Origin of the sequence: Leclercia sp. M50 (assembly GCF_037150775.1) — a bacterium.
GTDB lineage: Bacteria > Pseudomonadota > Gammaproteobacteria > Enterobacterales > Enterobacteriaceae > Enterobacter.
Genome location: NZ_JBBCPK010000014.1, coordinates 44,518 through 64,622, shown reverse-complemented (window position 1 = coordinate 64,622; position 20,105 = coordinate 44,518). Strand labels below are relative to the sequence as shown.

Sequence of the window (20,105 nt, the reverse complement as noted above, 5' to 3'; positions counted from 1 at the left end):
AGTCGGGGTGTCGTATTCAACGTGAGAAGTGTTGATGGTGATACCACGAGCTTTTTCTTCTGGTGCGTTATCGATCTGGTCGAATGCACGAGCAGAACCACCGTAGGTTTTTGCCAGAACGGTAGTGATTGCAGCGGTCAGCGTTGTTTTACCATGGTCAACGTGGCCGATAGTACCGACGTTAACGTGCGGTTTTGTACGTTCAAACTTTTCTTTAGACATCGATTGTCCCTCTAAGACACGGATAAATCGGTGATATCACCACATCAACCAGGCGAAATGCCTGAACTGTTGAATACATTTAAATTGAAACAGAGAGAAATGGGAGGGAGAAGTGAAGTGGTGCTGATACCCAGAGTCGAACTGGGGACCTCACCCTTACCAAGGGTGCGCTCTACCAACTGAGCCATATCAGCACGTATTGGAGCGGGCAGCGGGAATCGAACCCGCATCATCAGCTTGGAAGGCTGAGGTAATAGCCATTATACGATGCCCGCATCCTGAAACTCGGCTACCCAGTTCTTTCTGTAACAAAAAAAGAGATTTCTCTCTTTTTAAGTTCGAGCTGGTTAATTTTTTCAACCAACTCCGGCGGCGTTAACGCTGCCAGAAAGTGGTGGTGGGGGAAGGATTCGAACCTTCGAAGTCTGTGACGGCAGATTTACAGTCTGCTCCCTTTGGCCGCTCGGGAACCCCACCGGACTTGATGGTGCCGACTACCGGAATCGAACTGGTGACCTACTGATTACAAGTCAGTTGCTCTACCTACTGAGCTAAGTCGGCATCAAGTAGCGCGCATTCTATGGAGACATGGGCAGTCATGCAACTAAAAATTTGCATAAATTGTTCTTTCGCTCACATTTTGTGCTGGAAGAGTGAATAACGCTGTATTTTCAGGCAGACGCGCGCAAATATTCACCATATGCTGTCCCGTAATAGGCTCAAACCCGGTCTGTGACGATTCCCGCTTAACGCAACACGGGGCCACTTTTTTTCTTATTATTCGGCTCATCTGGTGTTAACCTCCTGCCCATTGTCCAAAATTAACTAATCAATGATGTGCCACTCCCCCCTACCCAGCCTCTGTTGTGGGATGCGATGGCTCATTCAAGCATGCTTATGAGCAAAAAAGAGCAAACGTTAATGACGCCTTATCTCCAGTTTAGCCGCAGCCAGTGGGCTGCTCTGCGTGACTCCGTCCCGATGACCTTAACGGAAGGCGAAATCGCACGGTTAAAAGGGATAAACGAAGACCTGTCGCTTGAAGAAGTGGCTGAAATTTATTTGCCTCTGTCACGTTTGCTGAATTTCTATATCAGTTCCAACCTTCGTCGACAGGCCGTGCTGGAACAGTTCCTCGGGACTAACGGACAGCGCATCCCTTATATCATCAGTATTGCCGGCAGCGTGGCCGTGGGTAAAAGTACCACCGCGCGCGTACTGCAGGCGCTGCTGAGCCGCTGGCCAGAGCATCGCAGCGTTGAGCTGATCACCACCGACGGCTTCCTGCACCCTAACGAGGTGTTAAAAGAGCGCGGTCTGATGAAGAAGAAAGGCTTCCCGCTCTCTTATGATATGCACCGTCTGGTGAAATTCGTGTCGGATCTGAAATCCGGCGTGCCGAACGTTACGGCCCCGGTCTATTCGCACCTGATTTATGACCGTATCCCTGACGGGGACAAAACCGTGGTCCAGCCGGACATTCTGATTCTGGAAGGGTTAAACGTTCTGCAAAGCGGGATGGACTATCCCCATGACCCGCATCATGTCTTTGTCTCCGACTTTGTCGACTTCTCTATTTATGTCGATGCCCCGGAAGATTTACTGCAAAGCTGGTACATCAACCGCTTCCTGAAGTTCCGCGAAGGGGCATTCACCGATCCTGACTCCTACTTCCACAACTACGCCCAGCTCTCGAAAGAGGAGGCGGTGAATGTGGCGACCGCACTGTGGAATGAGATCAACTATGTGAACCTGAAAGAGAACATTCTGCCAACGCGCGAGCGGGCCAGCCTGATCCTCACCAAGAGCGAAAAACACGCTGTCGATCAAATCCGTTTACGGAAATAGCGTCCCGCAAACCAATAAAAAAACCGGCGAATTCGCCGGTTTTTTTTCACTTACGCGTGGGGCTTCTCGCCATTTTCGTCCTGGTCCACCGCAAAGCAGGCCACCAGTTGTCCGCCGTAGTCTTTCAACTGCGGTTGCAGTTGGGTACATGGCCCAAAACGACGGCGGCAACGGGCATTGAAAGCACACCCCGGTGGCGGGTTAAGCGGGCTTGGCAGCTCGCCGGTCAGCTTAATACGCTCCCGGCGGTCATCCGGGTTCAGACGCGGTGTTGCAGAAAGCAGCGCCTGGGTATAAGGATGGCGCGGGTTATTAAAGATCTGATCCTTGGTGCCCTTCTCGACGCAACGGCCCAGATACATCACCATCACTTCATCCGCGATATGCTCTACCACTGAGAGGTCGTGAGAGATGAAGACATACGACAGGCCTAAATCCTGCTGCAGATCCATCATCAGGTTCAGCACCTGCGCACGAACGGAAACGTCCAGCGCGGAGACCGGTTCATCGGCGATCACCACATCCGGATCGAGCATCAGACCACGGGCAATAGCGATACGCTGACGCTGACCGCCAGAGAACATATGCGGGTAGCGATCGTAGTGCTCGGTCTTAAGCCCCACTTTCGCCATCATCGCCAGCGCCTTTTCGCGACGCTGCTCTTTACTCAGCGTGGAGTTGATCTGCAATGGCTCCTCCAGAATCTGCCCCACTTTTTTACGCGGGTTCAGCGAACCATAGGGGTTCTGGAAGACAATCTGGATTTTCTGGCGACGCAGCTTCTGCGCGTCGGGATCGTGCTTCAGCAGATCCTGACCCTGATAGTACAGCTCGCCCCCGGTCGGGGTTTCAATCATGGTCAGCAGGCGACCCAGCGTGGATTTCCCGCAGCCGGACTCGCCTACCACCGCTAGCGTTTTGCCGCGCTCGAGGGTAAAGGAGACGCCGTCCAGCGCTTTCACCAGGCGCTCAGGGGCAAACAGCCCCTTCTTCACCGGGTAGTGTTTTTTCAGATCGATAGCCTGCAACAGGGGCTGTTGCACGGTGGCCTCATGCGTACTCATAGTTCGGCCTCCCGGCGTCATCAAGTGGGTAGTGACATTTAGACTGGCGACCGCCGTCCACGGTGTTCAGCGCCGGCTCGTCAACGCGACATTTGTCCGTGGCATACGGGCAGCGCGGGTTCAGCAGACAGCCGGTCGGGCGGTCATATTTACCCGGTACCACGCCCGGCAGTGATGCCAGGCGCGCCTTATCCTGGGCAAACTCCGGCAGAGCGCGCAGCAGCGCCTGGGTATAGGGGTGACGCGGCGCGCGGAAGATATCGTGCGAGCTGCCGGTTTCCACAACCTGCCCGGCATACATCACGATGATTTTATGCGCCGCTTCGGCCACTAACGCCAGGTCATGAGTGATCAGGATCAGCGCCATGTTCTCTTTCTGCTGTAACTCCAGCAGCAGCTCGATGATCTGTGCCTGAATGGTCACGTCCAGCGCGGTTGTCGGTTCATCGGCAATCAGCAGTTTTGGCCGACAGGCAATCGCCATGGCGATCATTACACGCTGGCTCATCCCGCCGGAGAGCTGGTGCGGATAGACATCCAGACGCGAGGCCGGGTCCGGAATACCCACCTGGGTCAACAGATCGATTGCCCGCTGGCGGCGGGTTTTCTTGTTTCCGCCCTGGTGCACCTTAATGGCTTCCATAATCTGGAAGCCCACGGTGTAGCACGGGTTAAGGCTGGTCATCGGATCCTGGAAGATCATCGCCACTTCGGCACCGACCAGGTTGCGGCGCTCTTTTTCGGAAATGCGCTTCAGATCCTGCCCGTTAAATTCCAGGTTTTCCGCCATCACGCGGCCTGGAAAATCAATCAGTCCCATGATTGCCAGGGAGCTTACCGATTTACCGGAACCGGACTCGCCCACAATGCCGACCACTTCACCCTGATTTACGCTGTAGCTGACCCGATCTACGGCGCGAAACTCGGAGCCTACGTCACCGAAGTGCACCGATAATTTATCTACATTTAATAACGCCATCTCGTGCCTCTTACTGCTTCAGTTTGGGATCAAGTGCATCACGCAGACCATCACCCATCAGGTTAAATGCCAGCACCGTCAGCAGGATCGCCAGACCCGGGAAGGTCACGACCCACCAGGCGCTTTGCGCGAACTGCAACACGTCGGAGAGCATGGTGCCCCACTCCGGTGTTGGCGGCTGCGCACCCATGCCGAGGAAGCCAAGGGCGGCCATATCGAGAATGGCGTTAGAGAAACCGAGCGACGCCTGAACAATCAGCGGCGCAAGGCAGTTTGGAAGAATGTTGATGAACATCTGACGCATCGCGCCAGCGCCCGCCACGCGAGAGGCGGTAACGTAGTCACGGTTCACTTCCACCAGCACCGCCGCGCGGGTTAATCGCACGTAGTGAGGAAGGGCAACAAAGGTCAGGGCCAGCGCGGCGTTGCCGATTGACGGGCCGAAGATCGCCACCAGCACCAGCGCCAGCAGCAGGCTTGGCAGAGCCAGCATGATGTCGACGATACGCATGATGGTGTTATCAATCAGGCCGCCAAAGTAACCGGCGATCAGGCCCAGCACCACGCCGAGGATCAGCGACAGCACCACCACCAGACAGCCAACCAGCAGCGACAGACGTGCGCCGTACATCAGACGGGAAAGCACATCACGGCCTACGTCATCGGTACCCAGCAGATGCGTCAGGGTGCCGCCGTCCTGCCATACCGGGGGTGCAAGCAGCGCATCACGGAACTGCTCCGCCGGGTTATGCGGCGCGAGCACGTTCGCAAACACGGCGATCAGGATCATGATGGAAACGTATACCAGCCCTACCACCGCGCCTTTGTTGCGTTTGAAGTAGTGCCAGAACTCCTGCATCGGCGTCATTGGCACCGGTGCAGCTTTATTTACAGTAACTTGTGACATGATGGCCCCTTACTTCTTATGACGAATACGCGGGTTCACCACGCCGTACAGCAAATCGACCAGCAGGTTGACGAGGATAATCATCGTCGCCACCAGCAACACACCGCCCTGCACCACCGGATAGTCACGGCGCTGCAGCGCGTCAATCAACCAGCGGCCCAGGCCCGGCCAGGAGAAGATGGTTTCGGTCAGAATCGCCCCTGCCAGCAGCGTCCCCACCTGCAGACCGATAACCGTGACCACCGGCAGCATGGCGTTGCGCAGTGCATGAATGATGATCACCCGCATACGGGTCAGCCCTTTGGCGCGGGCAGTACGGATGTAGTCCTCGCCCAGCACTTCCAGCATCGACGAACGGGTCATACGCACGATGACCGCCAGCGGGATTGTCCCGAGCACCATCGCAGGCAGGATCATGTGTGCCAGCGCATCAATAAAGTTGCCCTCTTCACCCCAGATAGCCGTGTCGATCAGCATAAAGCCGGTCAGCGGATTGGTGTCATCGAGGAAGACCATATCGCTGACGCGCCCTGAGACAGGCGTCAGGTTCAGCTGCACCGAAACCAGCATAATCAGCATCATGCCCCACCAGAAGATAGGCATGGAGTAGCCGGTCAGCGCCAGGCCAACGGCAGTATGATCAAAGATGGAGCCACGTTTTACCGCAGCCAGCACGCCCACCGGAATACCAACGGCGACGGCAAAAATCATGGCGCAGACACCGAGCTCCAGCGTCGCTTTAAAACGTGGTACGAACTCTTCCCACACCGGAAGACGGCTTTTCAGCGAAATGCCCAAATCACCATGCATCACACCCCAGATATAGTGGAGGTACTGCTGCCACATCGGCTTATCCAGCCCCAGTTCGGCCAACAGCTGTGCATGACGTTCAGGAGAAATGCCACGCTCGCCCGCCATAATCATTACCGGGTCACCGGGGATCATATGGACGAAAGCGAAGGTGAGAAGGGTGATACCGATAAACGTAGGGATAACAAGTCCCAGACGTCGGAGGATGAACTGCAACATAACCCGGATTCTCTCTAATGACGTACGCCTGGAGGCGCGACGTCTGTATTGCTCACAAAACTACTGGCGGGTGGCGCTGCGCTTACCCGGCCTACATTTGTAGGCCCGCGCAAGCGCAGCGCCGCCGGGCATGGGGTGCTGTCGCACCCCTTACGCTTTTAATTATTCAACAGAGACGTTTTCGAAGTGGTGTTTGCCCAGTGGATCAACCACATAGCCTTTAACTTCTTTACGCACTGGTTCGTACACGGTTGAGTGAGCCACGATCAGCGCTGGCGCCTGCTCATGCATGACAACCTGAGCCTGTTTGTACAGTTCGATACGCTTGTTGTGATCTTCTGCGGCACGCGCCGGCTGAATCAGATCTTCAAACGGCTTGTAGCACCAGCGAGAGTAGTTAGAACCATCTTTCGCCGCGGCGCAGCTGAACAGGGTCGCGAAGAAGTTATCCGGATCCCCGTTGTCACCGGTCCAGCCCATCATCACAGCCTGGTGCTCACCCGCTTTAGCACGCTTGAGGTACTCGCCCCACTCGTAGGTCACGATCTTGGCCTGAACGCCGATTTTCGCCCAGTCAGCCTGAACCATTTCTGCCATACGGCGCGCGTTCGGGTTGTAAGGACGCTGTACTGGCATCGCCCACAGCTCAACGGTAAAGCCTTTATCCTGGCCCGCTTCTTTCAGCAGCGCTTTCGCTTTCTCAACGTCATAGGTGTAATCCTTAACGTCGTCGTTGTAGCCCCACATGGTTGGTGGGATCAGGTTCTTGGCAGCAACGCCAGCGCCCTGATAAACGGCCTTGATGATCGCTTCTTTGTTCACCGCGTAGGTCAGCGCCTGACGCACTTTCACGTCATCAAACGGTTTCTTCTCGGTGTTGAAGGAGAGATAGCCGACGTTCAGACCCGCCTGCTCCATCAGGTTGATGTTTTTATCCTGCTTCATGCGCGCGATGTCAGCCGGGTTCGGGTACGGCATAACCTGGCACTCGTTCTTCTGCAGCTTGGCGTAACGCACGGAGGCGTCAGGCGTGATGGAGAAGACCAGACGGTCGATCTGCGGCTTGGTGCCCCAGTAACCTTCAAACGCTTTGTAAAGAATGCGGGAGTCTTTCTGATACTGCAGCAGCTGGAACGGACCGGTACCGATTGGGTTCAGGTCAACTTTCTCCGGGGTGCCAGCTTTCAGCATGTTGTCCGCATACTCTTTAGAGAGAATAGAGGCGAAGTCCATGGCCAGGTCAGCCAGGAATGGCGCTTCCGGACGGGTCAGCACGAACTGAACGGTGTTGTCGTCCACTTTTTTGATTTCGCTGATCAGATCCGGCAGACCCATCCCTTCAAAGTATTCATAGCTGCCGCCGGATACTTTGTGGTACGGGTTCTGGGCATTTTTCTGACGGTCAAAGGAGAACACCACGTCGTCGGCGTTAAAGTCGCGCGTAGGTTTAAATTCTTTGCTGTCCTGCCACTTCACGCCCGGGCGCAGGTGGAAGGTGTAGGTCTTGCCGTCTTCGCTGATGTCCCACTTCTCTGCCAGACCCGGAATAACTTCCGTAGTACCGGTTTTGAATTCAACCAGACGGTTATAGATAGGTACAGAGCTTGCGTCGTACGTTGTACCAGAGGTAAAGAGCTGTGGGTTAAAGCCTTCCGGCGAGCCTTCAGAACAGTAGACCAGGGTTTTTGCCTGTACGCTTGCTGCGACAGTCATGGCTACCAGGCTCAGACCAAGCTTCAGCATCCCTGACTTCTTCAAGGAAATACTCATTGTTATTCTGCTCCAATGTGATGTTTTTGTTGTGTTACTCCGCCTGACCTTTAATTTTTTTTTACCCGGTCTGGTCGGTGTTGCCCTAAGGCGTGATAAGGGATGGAGATTCCTTTCAGAAGAGCGACTGAGTTGCAGCGCAGATCCTCCCTGAAATGCCCCTCGTGCCCTACAATCTGTCAACAGAATGTGAAAACGTCAATACAGGTGACGGGGATTTACGCTAAGTGTGAGAATTGGCAAACAAAGATTAAAAAAACCACCGGGGCCTATTTTCAGCAGGGAAATTTATGCTACCCGCCATGATGCAGCACAACTCTCTATGCATTCTGCTACAACCAGTGATTAACATTTATTCAACCGGGGTAAATTTTCTTACGGAATGGCGATTATCTGCGCACTAAATGCCGTGAACGTTAAAACGCACAGGGGAAAATGCTGAGGTTATGTATAAGCAACGCGAAAAAAGATCATTCCATATATAAAAAAATACAATGGAATATGTCACATAATCGTTAACAGGCAGGGGGAAAGCGCGGTAACCGCTATTTTAATTACTTTTGAATAATAACGTTCTGATGGGGTGTATTACTGTAACCCATAAAAGCAAAAAACCCCGCTCAAAGAGCGGGGTTTCGAATGTGGTCGGCGAGAGAGGATAACTCGTCACTCCGTGACTCGCCCTGCGGGCCGTTGCTGAAGCAACGTTCTCTCGCTTCGCTCGAGTCGAACCTCCTGCCCCGGAGGTTCTCATCCTCATAACCTTCAGATGCAAAAAACCCCGCTCAAAGAGCGGGGTTTCGAATGTGGTCGGCGAGAGAGGATTCGAACCTCCGACCCACTGGTCCCAAACCAGTTGCGCTACCAAGCTGCGCTACTCGCCGAATGCGGAGCGCATCTTACTGCTACGCTCTGCCTCCGTCAATCCCTTATTTTGCAAAAGCCTTTCGATCGGCTATAAAGTCGCCAGGCCCGTTACTTTGCGGCTTTCGCGGCGCTGTCCGGCACTTTACACCAGTTGTTATTCTCGTTAATCCCGCCGTCCGGCGAGGTGTAACCGAGGCAACCGAGAATGGTGTCGTACAGTTCCACATGACGACGAGCCACCTTCATATCCGCCTGCGCTTTAAGATGCGCAAACATTTTGGCTTTCTCCGGGTTCTCCAGATACTTATCAGACATCCACACCATCATCGGTACGCGGAACTGCTCCGGCGGGGCCATCTTGCGCGGCGTACCATGCAGGTGCTCTTTCTCGTTAATCGACTCACCGTGGTCGGCGGCATAGAAAACAATGGCTTTCTTATCGCGCAGCTGGTCAATCACGCTGTCGATAAAGTGATCCACATAGGTCACCGAGTTGTCGTAAGAGTTGATCAGCTGCTGTTTACTGCAGTCTTTATCCACGCCTTTACACTCCGGCGTCCATTTCGCAAAGCTACGTGGATAACGCTGGGTATAGTTAAAGTGCGACCCTTTGGTATGCAGGATAATCAGATGTTTACCGTTCGGGTTGCCCTCCAGCGAGCGTTGCATCTCGTCGATCAGCAGCATGTCGTCCACGCTCTTACCGCGGTTACGCGGCTCAGCGCCAATCTGTTCACGGTAGGCAATGTTGTTGGCCATGGTGTTGCTGTAGAACCACATCTCGCTCTGCATCGCATAGAGGTCGGAGGTAAAGCCCAGCTGACGCAGCACTGAGAAGACGTTCTGCTCTTTCAGCGTTCGCTGTGGGTTATCGCTCGCCCCGCCCTCACGCACGAACATGCAGCGCAACGAGAGTTTGGTCGCGGTATCGCAGGAGTAACCGCGGAAGGCGACAAGGTTTTTCTCCTGCGCCAGTTTCGGCGTGGTATCCCGCTCATAGCCCAGAATGCCCATGTGATCCCAGCGCGTGGTTTCACCGATAATGAAGACAACGTAGGTGTCATCCAGATCCGCAGGCGCCTGATAGGTGAATTTCTTCGCCGGATTCAACAGCGATTTATTGTCGGAAGATTCATCCACCTGCGCCCAGGCGTATAACCCCAGCGCGGAGATCCAGTTTGAAGGCAGATAGGAGTTCGCCACCACGCCGCCATAGCTCGGCATATCCACGCCGGAGGTACGCTCGACATTCTTCTGCTGTAAATCCAGCAGGCGGATAGGTCCCCAGACCATTAAGCCTGCCAGCACCACCACCGCAGCGCTTCTGGTGCGCTGTCCGGGGGTACGCAGCTGGCGCAACAACGTATAGCGGCAGCGGTTGTTCCAGATAAGCAGTAGCGGCAGGATGCTGACGCAAACCAGCCAGAGAATAAAGTGTAAACCGACCACCTCTTTCGAGAGGTCGATATCTGTGGTCATCACCGAAGCAATAATGCCGTAGCCGATCACCACGTTCATAAAGGTCATGTAATAGCTGGCACCTGCCGAGCACAGCACCACCAGCGTGGCGAGTACCCGCCAGACACGGCGGCCAAACAGCGACAGCAAACGCAGTAAAAAGAAGGTAACCAGTACAGTAGCAACCAGTTCAACGACCGCAGCGATTCCTTTCCAGGCGGTAAAGTCTTGCGCGTAACCGTCAAACCGACGGAAAAAAACCGCGCCATTCATAAACAGACCGATGTACAACGCAAGTAAAAAGCTGAGCTTTTGTTGCGTCATCGCTTTGATATATTTCATTAATGCAACCTGGAAAAAGGTAAAGTAGAGCCGCTTCACTCTTGGTCAAAAAGTGAACAGGTTATTTCATTGCCTGGGAGTACGTTATAAGAAACGTCTTTAAGCGCGGTAAGTAGACCACAGGGAAAAGAAAAAGTGGCAGCAGAGAATGTGATCCCTGCAAATATTTACAAAAAAACAAGTCCGATGGCCTACAACCGGCCTGTTCTTTACAGTTTATAAAAACAAAAAGGGCCGGAATATCCGGCCCTTAGAGGTAGTTTTAATCAAGCATGCGCTTGTTGCAACACTTCACGCTGCGGCTGGCGAATAGTGGTAGACAGGGCCAGAGACAGGATAAGTAAGGCGAATATTACGCAGAAAGTCACATAAAAACCGCCGAACAGCGAAGCAATAAGCGAACCGCAAATACTGCCGATACCAAAACCTAAATAAATAACGCCATAGTTTTTCGCCAGATTATTCAGGCCGAAGAACTCACTGACCAGCGACGGGAAGACGGTGATGGTGCCGCCGAAGTTAAACGCGACGCAGGCGATAGCCGCAAAGAAGGTCACTTCGTTGAGCGGGGCGAAAAGCAGAGCCGCCATTCCCACCAGGGAAACCACCTGGCCGAGGGTAATGACACGGATACGGGCAATTTTATCGGAGAGGATCCCCAGCACCAGGCGACCAGAGAGGTTGGCGATAGAGATAATGGTTACCGCGTTGGCCGCTGTTGCCGCATCCAGTTTCACCATCCCCTGGGCGATATCTTTCGCCACGCCAATCACATACAGACCGCTCATGCAGGCCGTCAGGAACATCACAGCCAGCATCCAGTACTGCGGCTTACGCATCGACTGGGCCAGCGTAAAGTCATTCTCGACAACGCCATTGACCGTCTGCACCTCCTGCTGCGGCGCATCTTTCATCAGGGTAGCGCCAAACAGGATCATCACCAGCACGATTGCGCCCCAGATCATAAAGGTCTTTTCAAGGCCGACGGTGGCGAGTAACTGGCTGTCGATAAATTTGAAGCCCAGGCTGCCAAGGCCATAAGAACCGATGGCAAAGGCGGAGATCAGCCCTTTACGCTCCGGGAACCATTTCACACAGTTCGACAGGGTTAAGAGATAGCCTGCACCATCCGCCAGCCCGACCAGCACCCCGGCGCTCAGCCACAGCATCATCAGATTGTTGGAATATGCGGTCAGGAAGAAGCCCAGCCCCAGCAACACACCGGAAGCCATCGTGACGCGCTTCACGCCGAAGCGTTCCTGTAATTTACCGGCGATGGACGAAGAGAGCGCCAGGCCCAGGCTCAGCAAACCAAAGGAGAAAGCCACCTGGCTTATCGGGGCATTGAGTTTGTCGGAAAGGGCGCTGTTAAACAGGCTCCAGGTATAGACCGACCCCAGAGCGAACTGGGTCACGATAGTACCGAAGAGGGTCAGCCAGCGGGTGCGGTTGTAAGTTGAAGTGTTCATGGCAGTTGTCCTGCAGCAGAAAAAAGGGAAATTCACTGCTGACAACGATATCCAAAACCTTACCTTACCAGGGGGAAAACGGCATGAAATGCAGAGGGCGTGGAATGAAATGCCGAAAATCAGGAATGAATGGCCTGGACAACCGTCTGAACCGCACCGGAGAAGGCTCGCTTCCGGCGCTGCACAGGCGATTTACGTGCCTAATTCAGAACCTGGCGCTGACGCCGAGGGTATAAAGGTAATCCTCGCCGGTGGTCATATTTTCAGCCTGCGACATCGAGGCATAGGCCGCCATATGAGGATTGATCAGCATATCGGCCCCGACGGTGACATCCATCCAGTTACCGTATTGGGTGGACGGCACCAGGCGTCCCAGGCCGGACTGCATTTTCCACTGATTATCACCGAACTGCTGGTTATAGCTGATTTGCGCCCACGGTCGCACATCGCCCACGCGCGTATCCACGCGCCAGCCGAGCGTACTTACGCTGGCGTGCCACAGCGGGTCGATCAGCGACTGCGTGTTCACGCTATCGCCAAACTCGTTATACATATTGGGCGTGGAGCCATCATAGTGCCAGGCGGCAACCGGTCCGGTCGTGAAACGGCGGGCCACGGGAATACTCCAGCCCACACTCATTGAGCTGGTCGCCTCCACAGGAGAGGAATCAGGTAAATTCAGCGCTAAACCGGGCGTATTCTGCGAGGAGAGGATCCGCTCTTTGAGAATGTCCTCATACCGCGGTTGGTGATCGTCGTCCCATGTATAACGCTCGGTGGTATTACTTTTTGTATCCGAAACGATATATTCCTGTTGCCAGGCGTTTGCTGTGTTGCCTGAAATCAGACAGGCCAACAAGCTCGCCATACCTGTCACGGCATGGCGGCCACTGATATTTTTTATCATCATCAAAGCGACTCCAGAGAAGAGCCGAGTTCGGCGATATTTGTGTTTGTTTAATTGAGGCCAGGTTGCAACATGAGGGATGTTGCGTATCAACCTGTATTAACTATTGTCTCTTTAGGTGACACGTCAAGCCGGGTCGATTGAAATTTTTGTAATTTCAGGAGCAAATAGGGAGAGAAACGATGCAACGTTGTGGCTGGGTTAGCCAGGATCCGCTTTATATCGCCTATCACGATCAAGAGTGGGGCGTACCGGAAACTGACGGAAAGCATTTATTCGAGATGATCTGTCTCGAAGGTCAGCAGGCCGGTTTATCCTGGATCACCGTGCTTAAAAAACGGGAAAACTATCGTCAGGCCTTTCACCAGTTTGATCCGGTCCTTGTCGCCGGGATGACCTCTGCCGATGTCGACAGGTTAGTGCTGGACGCGGGGATTATTCGCCATCGCGGCAAAATCGAAGCCATTATCGGCAACGCCCGGGCCTATCTGGCGATGGAAGAGAACGGCGAGCGCTTTTCCGATTTCGTCTGGTCTTTTGTCGATAACACCACGCAGGTGACCCAGGCGGCGACGCTTGCAGAGATCCCCACCTCTACGCCAGCCTCAGATGCCCTGTCGAAGGCGCTGAAAAAGCGCGGCTTTAAATTCGTTGGCACCACCATCTGTTACTCCTTTATGCAGGCCTGCGGGCTGGTCAACGATCACATCACCGCCTGCCACTGTCACCCCGGAGGTCAACATGATCCGCAAATGGCTCAATGACGATGTCGAGCCCCTGCTGGCACTCTGGCTGGAGAGCACCACCGTCGCCCATCCCTTTATCGATGCGCAATACTGGCTGGAGAGCAAAGCGGTGGTGCGTGAGGTCTACCTGCCGTCGGCCGAGACATGGGTATGGGAAGAGAAAGGCCAGCTTCGCGGGTTTATCAGCGTGATGGAATCCCGGTTTATCGGCGCGCTGTTTGTCGATCCGGCCTTTGCGGGCAAAGGGATCGGGCATGCGCTGATAAAACATGTTCAGCAGCGCTACCCCTCTTTAAGTCTCGAGGTCTACCAGAAGAACAATCGGGCGGTGAATTTCTACCACGCTCAGGGCTTTCGCATTGAAGACAGCGCCTGGCAGGAAGATACTCAACACCCGACCTGGCTTATGAGCTGGCAGGCGGATCAAACGCCGTCAGCGTAAGCGCTGGCCCCTGATATTTTTCCAGCCACGCCAGCGCAGTATTTCCCGCGCAGCCATTCCCCAGCTTCGAGCTGGGGAGATCTTTGGTCAGCACGTTGACCGCCCCGTTCTTACAAATCCCGTCGTTATCAGGATCCAGATCCGGCCATGCCCCCTGATGGATACAGATCACCCCCGGCTTGATGCCCTCGCTGACCACCGCGCCTGCCAGCACCTGCCCGCGATGGTTCCAGACGCGGACCACGTCGCCATCGGCAATGCCGCGCGCGCTGGCGTCATCCGGGTGGAGCGTCACCGGCTCGCGTCCGGCCACCGCATACTGCTCGCGCAGTGAGGAGTAGTTCAACTGGCTGTGCAGACGATGCGCCGGATGGGCAGAGAGAATTTGTAACTGCCCCGGCTCAGCATTGCCATGCCACTCGTCCGGCGCCAGCCACATCGGGTGCGGCGGACAGTCGGCATACTGGAAGCTGGCGATCCGCTCGGAGTAAATCACGATTTTGCCGCTCTCGGTTTTAAGCGGATGGCCCTCGGGATCGCGACGGAAATCCGCGAAGCGCACGAATCTGGCGTTCTCCTCAGATTCCGGCATTTCGACGATATCATTGGCTTCCCAGAACTCGGCAAAGGGTGCCAGGGTCACTCCCTGTGCCGCGCCGCGCTGCCCGGCAATCTCATAGAACGTCTCCAGCCACTCCAGATCGGTTTTACCTTCGGTAAAGCGCTCGCCGCCGCCCGGCTCCCAGCGCTCGCTCAGCTCGGCAAACACATCAAGATCGTCACGCGCTTCATCGCGCGGCGCCACAACCCGCTTCATCGGCACCATATGCTGGTTGCTGTAGTCGCCGGTCATGGTCATGTCGTTGCGTTCAAACGAAGTGGTCGCCGGCAGCACGATATCGGCATGCTTCGCCGCCGCCGTCCAGAAACATTCGGAGATTACCACCAGCTCCGGTTTTTGCCAGGCGCGGATCAGGCGGTTGGTGTCCTGATGATGGGTAAAGTTAGCCCCGCCCGCCCACCAGACAAAGCGGATATCCGGGAAGTGGCGATCCAGACCGTTGTGCTGATAAAAAGCGCCGGGATTTTCCAGGGCTTCCACAATGCGGGCGACCGGGATCTTATCCACCGCGTCGGTACCGCCCTTGACCAAACCCTGCATCGAGGCCAGCACCGCCGCCCGACGCGTCGGGTTACCGCCATTAGCAAAGTGATACGACAGTCCAAAGCCGCCACCCGGCGTACCAATCTGGCCGAGCATCGCCGCGAGGGTGACCAGCATCCAGTGTTTTTGCTCACCAAACTGCTGGCGCTGCATCCCCCACCCCGCCATCAGCATGGTGGTGTTATTGTGGAATAACGCCGCCAGTTCACGAATTTTATCTGCCGGAACGCCACAAATGTCGGCGGCCCACTCGGCGGTTTTGGCGATACCGTCCGTCGTTCCAAGCAGGTAGTCAGCAAATTTTTCATACCCGGAGGTACAGCGGGCAAGAAACGCCTCATCCTGCCAGCCATTCTCAACCAGCGTATGGGCGATGCCGAGCATCATCGCCACATCGGTGCCCATATGCGGGGCGATCCACTCGGCGCGCTCGCCAAAGAAATCCATGGTTTCGGAGCGCATCGGATCGATGCAGATCAGGCGCTTGCCGCTTTTACGCAGCGCGTCGAAATAGGGGATGCCCTGCTCATCGCTGGCGTTCCAGGCGATCTTAAGGGTGTTGAGCGGGTTGGCGCTCCAGAGCACCACCACCTCGCTGTGCTCCAGTACCAGCGGCCAGCTGGTCTGCTGCTGATACACTTCGTTGCCGCCCACCACATACGGCATGATGGCCTGCGCCGCACCGGTGGAGTAGTCCCCCAGATGGCCGGTATAGCCGCCCGCCAGGCTCATATAGCGCTGGAGCAGGGTTGCGGCTTTGTGCAGCACGCCATTGGAACGCCAGCCGTACGAACCGGCGAAAATGGACGATGGGCCATAGCTCTGGCGAATACGTTTATGCTGCGCATCGATAAGCGTCAGCGCCTCATCCCAGCTGACGCGCACAAATTCATCCTGCCCACGCACCCCCTGCGGATTATCCGGCGAGGCGAGAAACCCCTTACGCACCATCGGCCAGCGCACGCGGGTTTTGCTGTGCACCTGGTCGCGCACCGCGGTCTGCAGGGAGTTGGGATAGGTTGTCGGCAACGCGCCGCGGGATGACAGCACCGTCTCGCCGTCGGTCTCGACCAGCATGGGCCCCCAGTGGGCTGCAGTCAGAATGGTTTTCGTTGAAGTGGTCACAGCGTGTGCTCCTGGATTGCCGGTTGCAGGTTTTCTCAGCCTTCATTGAGGCTGTTTATGATTAGACACAAATTTAAGAGTTATCCCCGGAATTTTCTCCGTAACTGGACGTCATAATCAACCGCCACGCCCATCGTGGCAAAGAATAAAAAAGCTTAAGGAAAGAAGATGAAAAAAAGCGCACTTATGATTGCCGCCGTGGTGAGCGGCGCACTGGTTGTTTCAGGCTGCACAACGAACCCTTACACCGGCGAACGCGAAGCGGGTAAATCAGGCATTGGCGCAGGCCTCGGCTCCCTGGTCGGCGCAGGTGTTGGCGCACTCTCCTCCTCGAAGAAAGATCGCGGCAAAGGGGCGCTGATTGGCGCCGCAGCAGGCGCAGCCCTGGGCGGCGGCGTCGGTTATTACATGGACGTACAGGAAGCGAAGCTGCGCGACAAAATGCAGGGCACCGGCGTGAGCGTAACCCGCAGCGGCGATAACATCATTCTGAACATGCCAAACAACGTCACCTTCGACAGCAACAGCTCAACGCTGAAACCGGCGGGGGCCAATACCCTGACCGGCGTGGCGATGGTGCTCAAGGAGTACGAAAAAACCGCGGTGAACGTGCTGGGCTATACCGACAGCACCGGCAGCCAGGATCTGAACATGCGTCTCTCCCAGCAACGTGCTGACGCGGTGGCCAGCTCGCTGATCACCCAGGGCGTAGCGGCGACCCGTATTCGCACCAGCGGTATGGGCCCGGCGAATCCGATCGCCAGCAACAGCACGGCGGAAGGCAAAGCGCAGAACCGTCGCGTTGAGATCACCTTAAGCCCGATTCAGTAAGTGTTGTGCCGGGTGGCGGCATCGCCTGCCCGGCCAGTCGTCCCGGTAAGCGTAGCGCCACCGGGCATTTTCGCGCTAAGGTATGCTCACCCAAGGCAAGGAAACCAGCGATGAGCAAATCAACACGGCCCACCATCAGCGATGTGGCGAAAGCCGCAAAAACCGGTAAGACCAGCATCTCCCGTTACCTCAACGGCGAAAAACACCTGCTGTCCGACGCGCTGTTAGCCCGCATTGAACAGGCCATTGCCGATCTCGACTATCGTCCCAGCCTGATGGCCCGGGGACTGAAGCGCGGGCGAACCCGCCTGATCGGACTTATCCTCGCCGATATTACCAACCCCTACTCTGTTAACGTCCTCAGCGGCATCGAAGCCGCCTGCCGGGAAAAAGGCTTCACCCCGCTGGTGTGTAACACTAACAACGAACTTGACCAGGAGCTGCACTACCTCGATCTTCTGCGCAGCTATCAGGTAGAGGGCATTGTGGTTAACGCCGTGGGAATGCGTGAAGAGGGGCTGAACCGCCTGCAACAGTCCGCCCTGCCGATGGTGCTGATTGACCGCAAAATCCCGGATTTCGCCTGTGATGTGGTAGGGCTGGACAACACCCAGGCCGCCACCACCGCCACGGAACATCTTATAGAGCAAGGGTTTGAAGCGATTCTGTTCCTGAGCGAACCGCTGGGGATGGTCAACACCCGTCGCGAGCGCCTCAGCGCGTTTCGCGCGACCCTCGCCCGTTATACTGGCGTGATCGCCGAGAACGTCGAAATCCCCCTCCATGAAGCCGGACAGATGGACAGTGCCCTGCGCCAGTTCCATACCCGTCATCGCGGCATGCGCAAGGCGGTCATCTCCGCTAACGGCGCCTTAACGCTACAGGTCGCCCGATCGCTTAAGCGCATCGGCCTGCACTGGGGCAGCGATATCGGTCTGCTGGGCTTTGACGAGCTGGAGTGGGCCGAGCTGGCCGGTGTCGGCATCACCACCCTCAAACAGCCCACCTGGCAGATTGGCTTCGCCGCCGTCGAGCAGGTGATTCGCCGGATCAACGGCGCCGATGAAGCGGTCCGGGAGCGGGTCTTCTCCGGGGAGCTGATCGTGCGCGGTTCCACGGCGCGTTAATCCCCCTTCGTGATGGCGATCATAAATCCGGCATCCTGAACTTTTCTTTGGAACCGGTTCCATCTAGCGTAAAGAGTATCAGCTACGTGATGGAGTCCACCGATGGGCAGAAAAATTATTGTTGTCACCGCCGCGTATGGCGCTGACCAGGTACGGCAAGCGGGTGGGCAGCGCGCCATGCTGCCGGTTATCGCCGGGGCAGGCGCCGATGGCGTCGAGATCCGCCGGGAGTTATTCAGCGATGCCGAACTGGCAACCTTACCCACCCTTGCCGAGTCCATTGAACTGCTCGGCCTGTTGGCCTGCTACTCCGCCCCCGATGCACTGTTTAGCGCGGATGGCACCCTCAACCCACTGCTGCCCCGCTACCTTGCCGAGGCCGCGACGCTCAACGCCCTGTGGCTGAAAGTTTCCCTCGGCAACTTCAGCGATAAGCAGCAGCTCGATGCGCTGCGCGCCCTGCTCGATGACACCGGCATGACGCTGGTGGTGGAAAACGACCAGACGCGTTGCGGCCAGCTGGCGCCGATGCAGCGCTTCAAGGCGGCCTGCCGGGTAATGAGCCTGCCGGTCACGCTGACATTCGATATGGGCAACTGGCTGTGGGTGGGTGAGTCACCGGAAGAAGCGGCGAAGCATCTGGCGCCCGCGGTGAGTTATATCCACGTTAAGGCCGCCGTTCCTCATCAGCAGCAGTATCGCGCCGTGCCGCCCGACCAGGACAGCACCCGCTGGCAGGCCCTGCTGGAGCAACTGCCCGGCGATGTCCCACGCGGGATCGAGTTTCCGCTTGAAGGGCCAGATCTGACGGCGGTCACCCGTCATTACGTCAATTTACTGCGGGAGGCGTAAGCGATGCCGAATAGTCTGGATGTCATCACCATTGGTGAAGCGATGGCCATGTTTGTGGCTACCCACACCGGCGACTTAAGCGAAGTCGATCGCTTTATGAAGCGCGTCGCGGGTGCCGAGCTGAATGTCGCCACCGGGCTGGCGCGCCTGGGCCTGAAGGTGGGCTGGGTGAGCCGCGTCGGCAATGACAGCTTCGGCCAGTTTGTGCTCGACACCCTGAAAAAAGAGGGGATCGAGACCGCAGGCGTGACCATAGACGACCGTTATCCGACGGGCTTCCAGCTCAAATCAAAAGTCACCGATGGAACCGATCCCATTGTGGAGTATTTCCGCAAAGGCTCGGCAGCCAGCCATCTCTCCGTTGAAGATTTCAATCCGATCTGGTTTACCGCCGCCAGGCATCTGCACCTGAGCGGCGTGGCGGCAGCATTGTCCGCCAGCTCTTACGCCCTGCTCGATCACGCGGCGGGCGCCATGAAAGCCGCGGGGAAAACCCTTTCGTTCGATCCCAATCTGCGCCCGGTGCTGTGGAAAAGCGAAGCGGAGATGGTGGAGAAGCTGAACCACCTCGCCTTCCAGGCCGACTGGGTGCTACCCGGCCTGAAAGAGGGCCTCATCCTGACCGGGGAAAACACCCCGGAAGGGATCGCCGATTTTTACCTGAACCGGGGCGTGAAGGCCGTGATCCTGAAAACCGGTGCCGACGGCGCCTGGTATAAAACCGCCGATGGCGAGCAGGGTGCCGTGGCGGCAGTGAAGGTCGAGAACGTCGTCGATACCGTCGGCGCGGGAGACGGCTTTGCTGTTGGTGTGGTCAGCGCCCTGCTGGAGGGCAAAACGCTGCATCAGGCCGTCACGCGCGGCAATGTTATCGGCTCGCTGGCGATCCAGGTTCAGGGCGACAGCGAAGGATTACCCACCCGGGCGCAACTGGACGCATAAATTCCCTCTCCCT

The 20,105-nt window shown here is 56.3% G+C and carries 17 protein-coding genes, 5 tRNA genes and 1 other RNA gene; 7 read left to right on the top strand and 16 right to left on the bottom strand.

Annotated features, from left to right (window positions below; translation table 11 throughout):
* The 5 genes from WFM46_RS05560 to WFM46_RS05540 all read right to left on the bottom strand — a co-directional run.
* Positions 1-222: GTP-binding protein (locus tag WFM46_RS05560; protein WP_227502482.1), on the bottom strand; the 222-nt coding region annotated here is incomplete at its 3' end.
* 118 nt (positions 223-340) lie between these two features.
* Positions 341-416 (bottom strand) — tRNA-Thr (locus WFM46_RS05555).
* 6 nt (positions 417-422) lie between these two features.
* A tRNA-Gly gene (locus WFM46_RS05550) sits at positions 423-497 on the bottom strand.
* A 117-nt stretch (positions 498-614) separates the two neighbouring features.
* Positions 615-699: transfer RNA gene (locus tag WFM46_RS05545), tRNA-Tyr, on the bottom strand.
* Positions 700-707: 8 nt separating this feature from the next.
* Positions 708-783, bottom strand: a tRNA-Thr gene (locus WFM46_RS05540).
* Between the two features lie 336 nt (positions 784-1,119).
* Between WFM46_RS05540 and coaA the strand changes: the two genes are divergently transcribed.
* A complete protein-coding gene (gene coaA, locus WFM46_RS05535; protein WP_103177797.1) occupies positions 1,120-2,070 on the top strand; it encodes a type I pantothenate kinase in 951 nt (316 codons plus the stop codon).
* A 50-nt stretch (positions 2,071-2,120) separates the two neighbouring features.
* On the opposite strand, the gene dppF is transcribed toward coaA, so the two are convergent.
* From dppF to WFM46_RS05485, 10 genes are all read right to left on the bottom strand, one after another.
* The gene (dppF, locus tag WFM46_RS05530; protein WP_156653709.1) at positions 2,121-3,134 is read right to left on the bottom strand and encodes a dipeptide ABC transporter ATP-binding subunit DppF; all 1,014 of its coding nucleotides are present in this window, start codon (positions 3,132-3,134) and stop codon (positions 2,121-2,123) included.
* Positions 3,121-4,113, bottom strand: coding sequence for a dipeptide ABC transporter ATP-binding protein (gene dppD / locus WFM46_RS05525; RefSeq protein ID WP_103824372.1), 993 nt, complete (start codon positions 4,111-4,113; stop codon positions 3,121-3,123). Before dppD ends, dppF begins: the two co-directional genes overlap by 14 nt.
* Before the next feature lie 10 nt (positions 4,114-4,123).
* Positions 4,124-5,020, bottom strand: a complete 897-nt coding sequence (gene dppC / locus WFM46_RS05520) for a dipeptide ABC transporter permease DppC (RefSeq protein WP_103177794.1) — start codon at positions 5,018-5,020, stop codon at positions 4,124-4,126.
* A 9-nt stretch (positions 5,021-5,029) separates the two neighbouring features.
* Positions 5,030-6,049 (bottom strand): dipeptide ABC transporter permease DppB, encoded by a 1,020-nt coding sequence (gene dppB / locus WFM46_RS05515; protein ID WP_103177793.1) that lies wholly within the window; start codon positions 6,047-6,049, stop codon positions 5,030-5,032.
* 162 nt (positions 6,050-6,211) lie between these two features.
* Positions 6,212-7,819: a dipeptide ABC transporter periplasmic-binding protein DppA gene (gene dppA, locus WFM46_RS05510; protein ID WP_103177792.1), complete on the bottom strand. Its 1,608-nt coding sequence runs from the start codon at positions 7,817-7,819 to the stop codon at positions 6,212-6,214.
* 642 nt (positions 7,820-8,461) lie between these two features.
* A non-coding RNA gene (locus tag WFM46_RS05505) (RtT sRNA) lies at positions 8,462-8,593 on the bottom strand.
* Positions 8,594-8,626: 33 nt separating this feature from the next.
* Positions 8,627-8,703: transfer RNA gene (locus tag WFM46_RS05500), tRNA-Pro, on the bottom strand.
* Between the two features lie 91 nt (positions 8,704-8,794).
* Positions 8,795-10,486 (bottom strand): kdo(2)-lipid A phosphoethanolamine 7''-transferase, encoded by a 1,692-nt coding sequence (gene eptB / locus WFM46_RS05495; protein ID WP_180210811.1) that lies wholly within the window; start codon positions 10,484-10,486, stop codon positions 8,795-8,797.
* 266 nt (positions 10,487-10,752) lie between these two features.
* Positions 10,753-11,955: an L-lactate MFS transporter gene (locus tag WFM46_RS05490; protein ID WP_103177789.1), complete on the bottom strand. Its 1,203-nt coding sequence runs from the start codon at positions 11,953-11,955 to the stop codon at positions 10,753-10,755.
* A gap of 205 nt (positions 11,956-12,160) precedes the next feature.
* Complete coding sequence (locus WFM46_RS05485) at positions 12,161-12,865, bottom strand: autotransporter domain-containing protein (RefSeq protein WP_103177788.1); 705 nt, start codon at positions 12,863-12,865, stop codon at positions 12,161-12,163.
* A 179-nt stretch (positions 12,866-13,044) separates the two neighbouring features.
* Between WFM46_RS05485 and tag the strand changes: the two genes are divergently transcribed.
* Both tag and WFM46_RS05475 read left to right on the top strand, forming a co-directional pair.
* Positions 13,045-13,626 carry a DNA-3-methyladenine glycosylase I gene (gene tag, locus WFM46_RS05480; RefSeq protein ID WP_336997216.1) on the top strand — a complete coding sequence of 194 codons (582 nt, stop codon included), beginning with the start codon at positions 13,045-13,047 and terminating at the stop codon, positions 13,624-13,626.
* A complete protein-coding gene (locus tag WFM46_RS05475; protein ID WP_114316188.1) occupies positions 13,604-14,050 on the top strand; it encodes an N-acetyltransferase in 447 nt (148 codons plus the stop codon). Before tag ends, WFM46_RS05475 begins: the two co-directional genes overlap by 23 nt.
* On the opposite strand, the gene WFM46_RS05470 is transcribed toward WFM46_RS05475, so the two are convergent.
* Positions 14,013-16,340 carry a molybdopterin guanine dinucleotide-containing S/N-oxide reductase gene (locus WFM46_RS05470; protein ID WP_442913448.1) on the bottom strand — a complete coding sequence of 776 codons (2,328 nt, stop codon included), beginning with the start codon at positions 16,338-16,340 and terminating at the stop codon, positions 14,013-14,015. The two genes, WFM46_RS05475 and WFM46_RS05470, sit on opposite strands and share 38 nt — an antisense overlap.
* A gap of 168 nt (positions 16,341-16,508) precedes the next feature.
* Between WFM46_RS05470 and WFM46_RS05465 the strand changes: the two genes are divergently transcribed.
* The 4 genes from WFM46_RS05465 (at position 16,509) to WFM46_RS05450 (ending at position 20,092) form a co-directional block, all read left to right on the top strand.
* Positions 16,509-17,171: an OmpA family lipoprotein gene (locus WFM46_RS05465; protein WP_103177784.1), complete on the top strand. Its 663-nt coding sequence runs from the start codon at positions 16,509-16,511 to the stop codon at positions 17,169-17,171.
* Positions 17,172-17,281: 110 nt separating this feature from the next.
* Positions 17,282-18,298 (top strand): LacI family DNA-binding transcriptional regulator, encoded by a 1,017-nt coding sequence (locus tag WFM46_RS05460; protein WP_336997215.1) that lies wholly within the window; start codon positions 17,282-17,284, stop codon positions 18,296-18,298.
* Between the two features lie 102 nt (positions 18,299-18,400).
* Complete coding sequence (locus WFM46_RS05455; protein WP_114385542.1) at positions 18,401-19,150, top strand: sugar phosphate isomerase/epimerase family protein; 750 nt, start codon at positions 18,401-18,403, stop codon at positions 19,148-19,150.
* A 3-nt stretch (positions 19,151-19,153) separates the two neighbouring features.
* Positions 19,154-20,092: a PfkB family carbohydrate kinase gene (locus WFM46_RS05450; RefSeq protein WP_180210815.1), complete on the top strand. Its 939-nt coding sequence runs from the start codon at positions 19,154-19,156 to the stop codon at positions 20,090-20,092.
* Positions 20,093-20,105 lie beyond the last annotated feature (13 nt).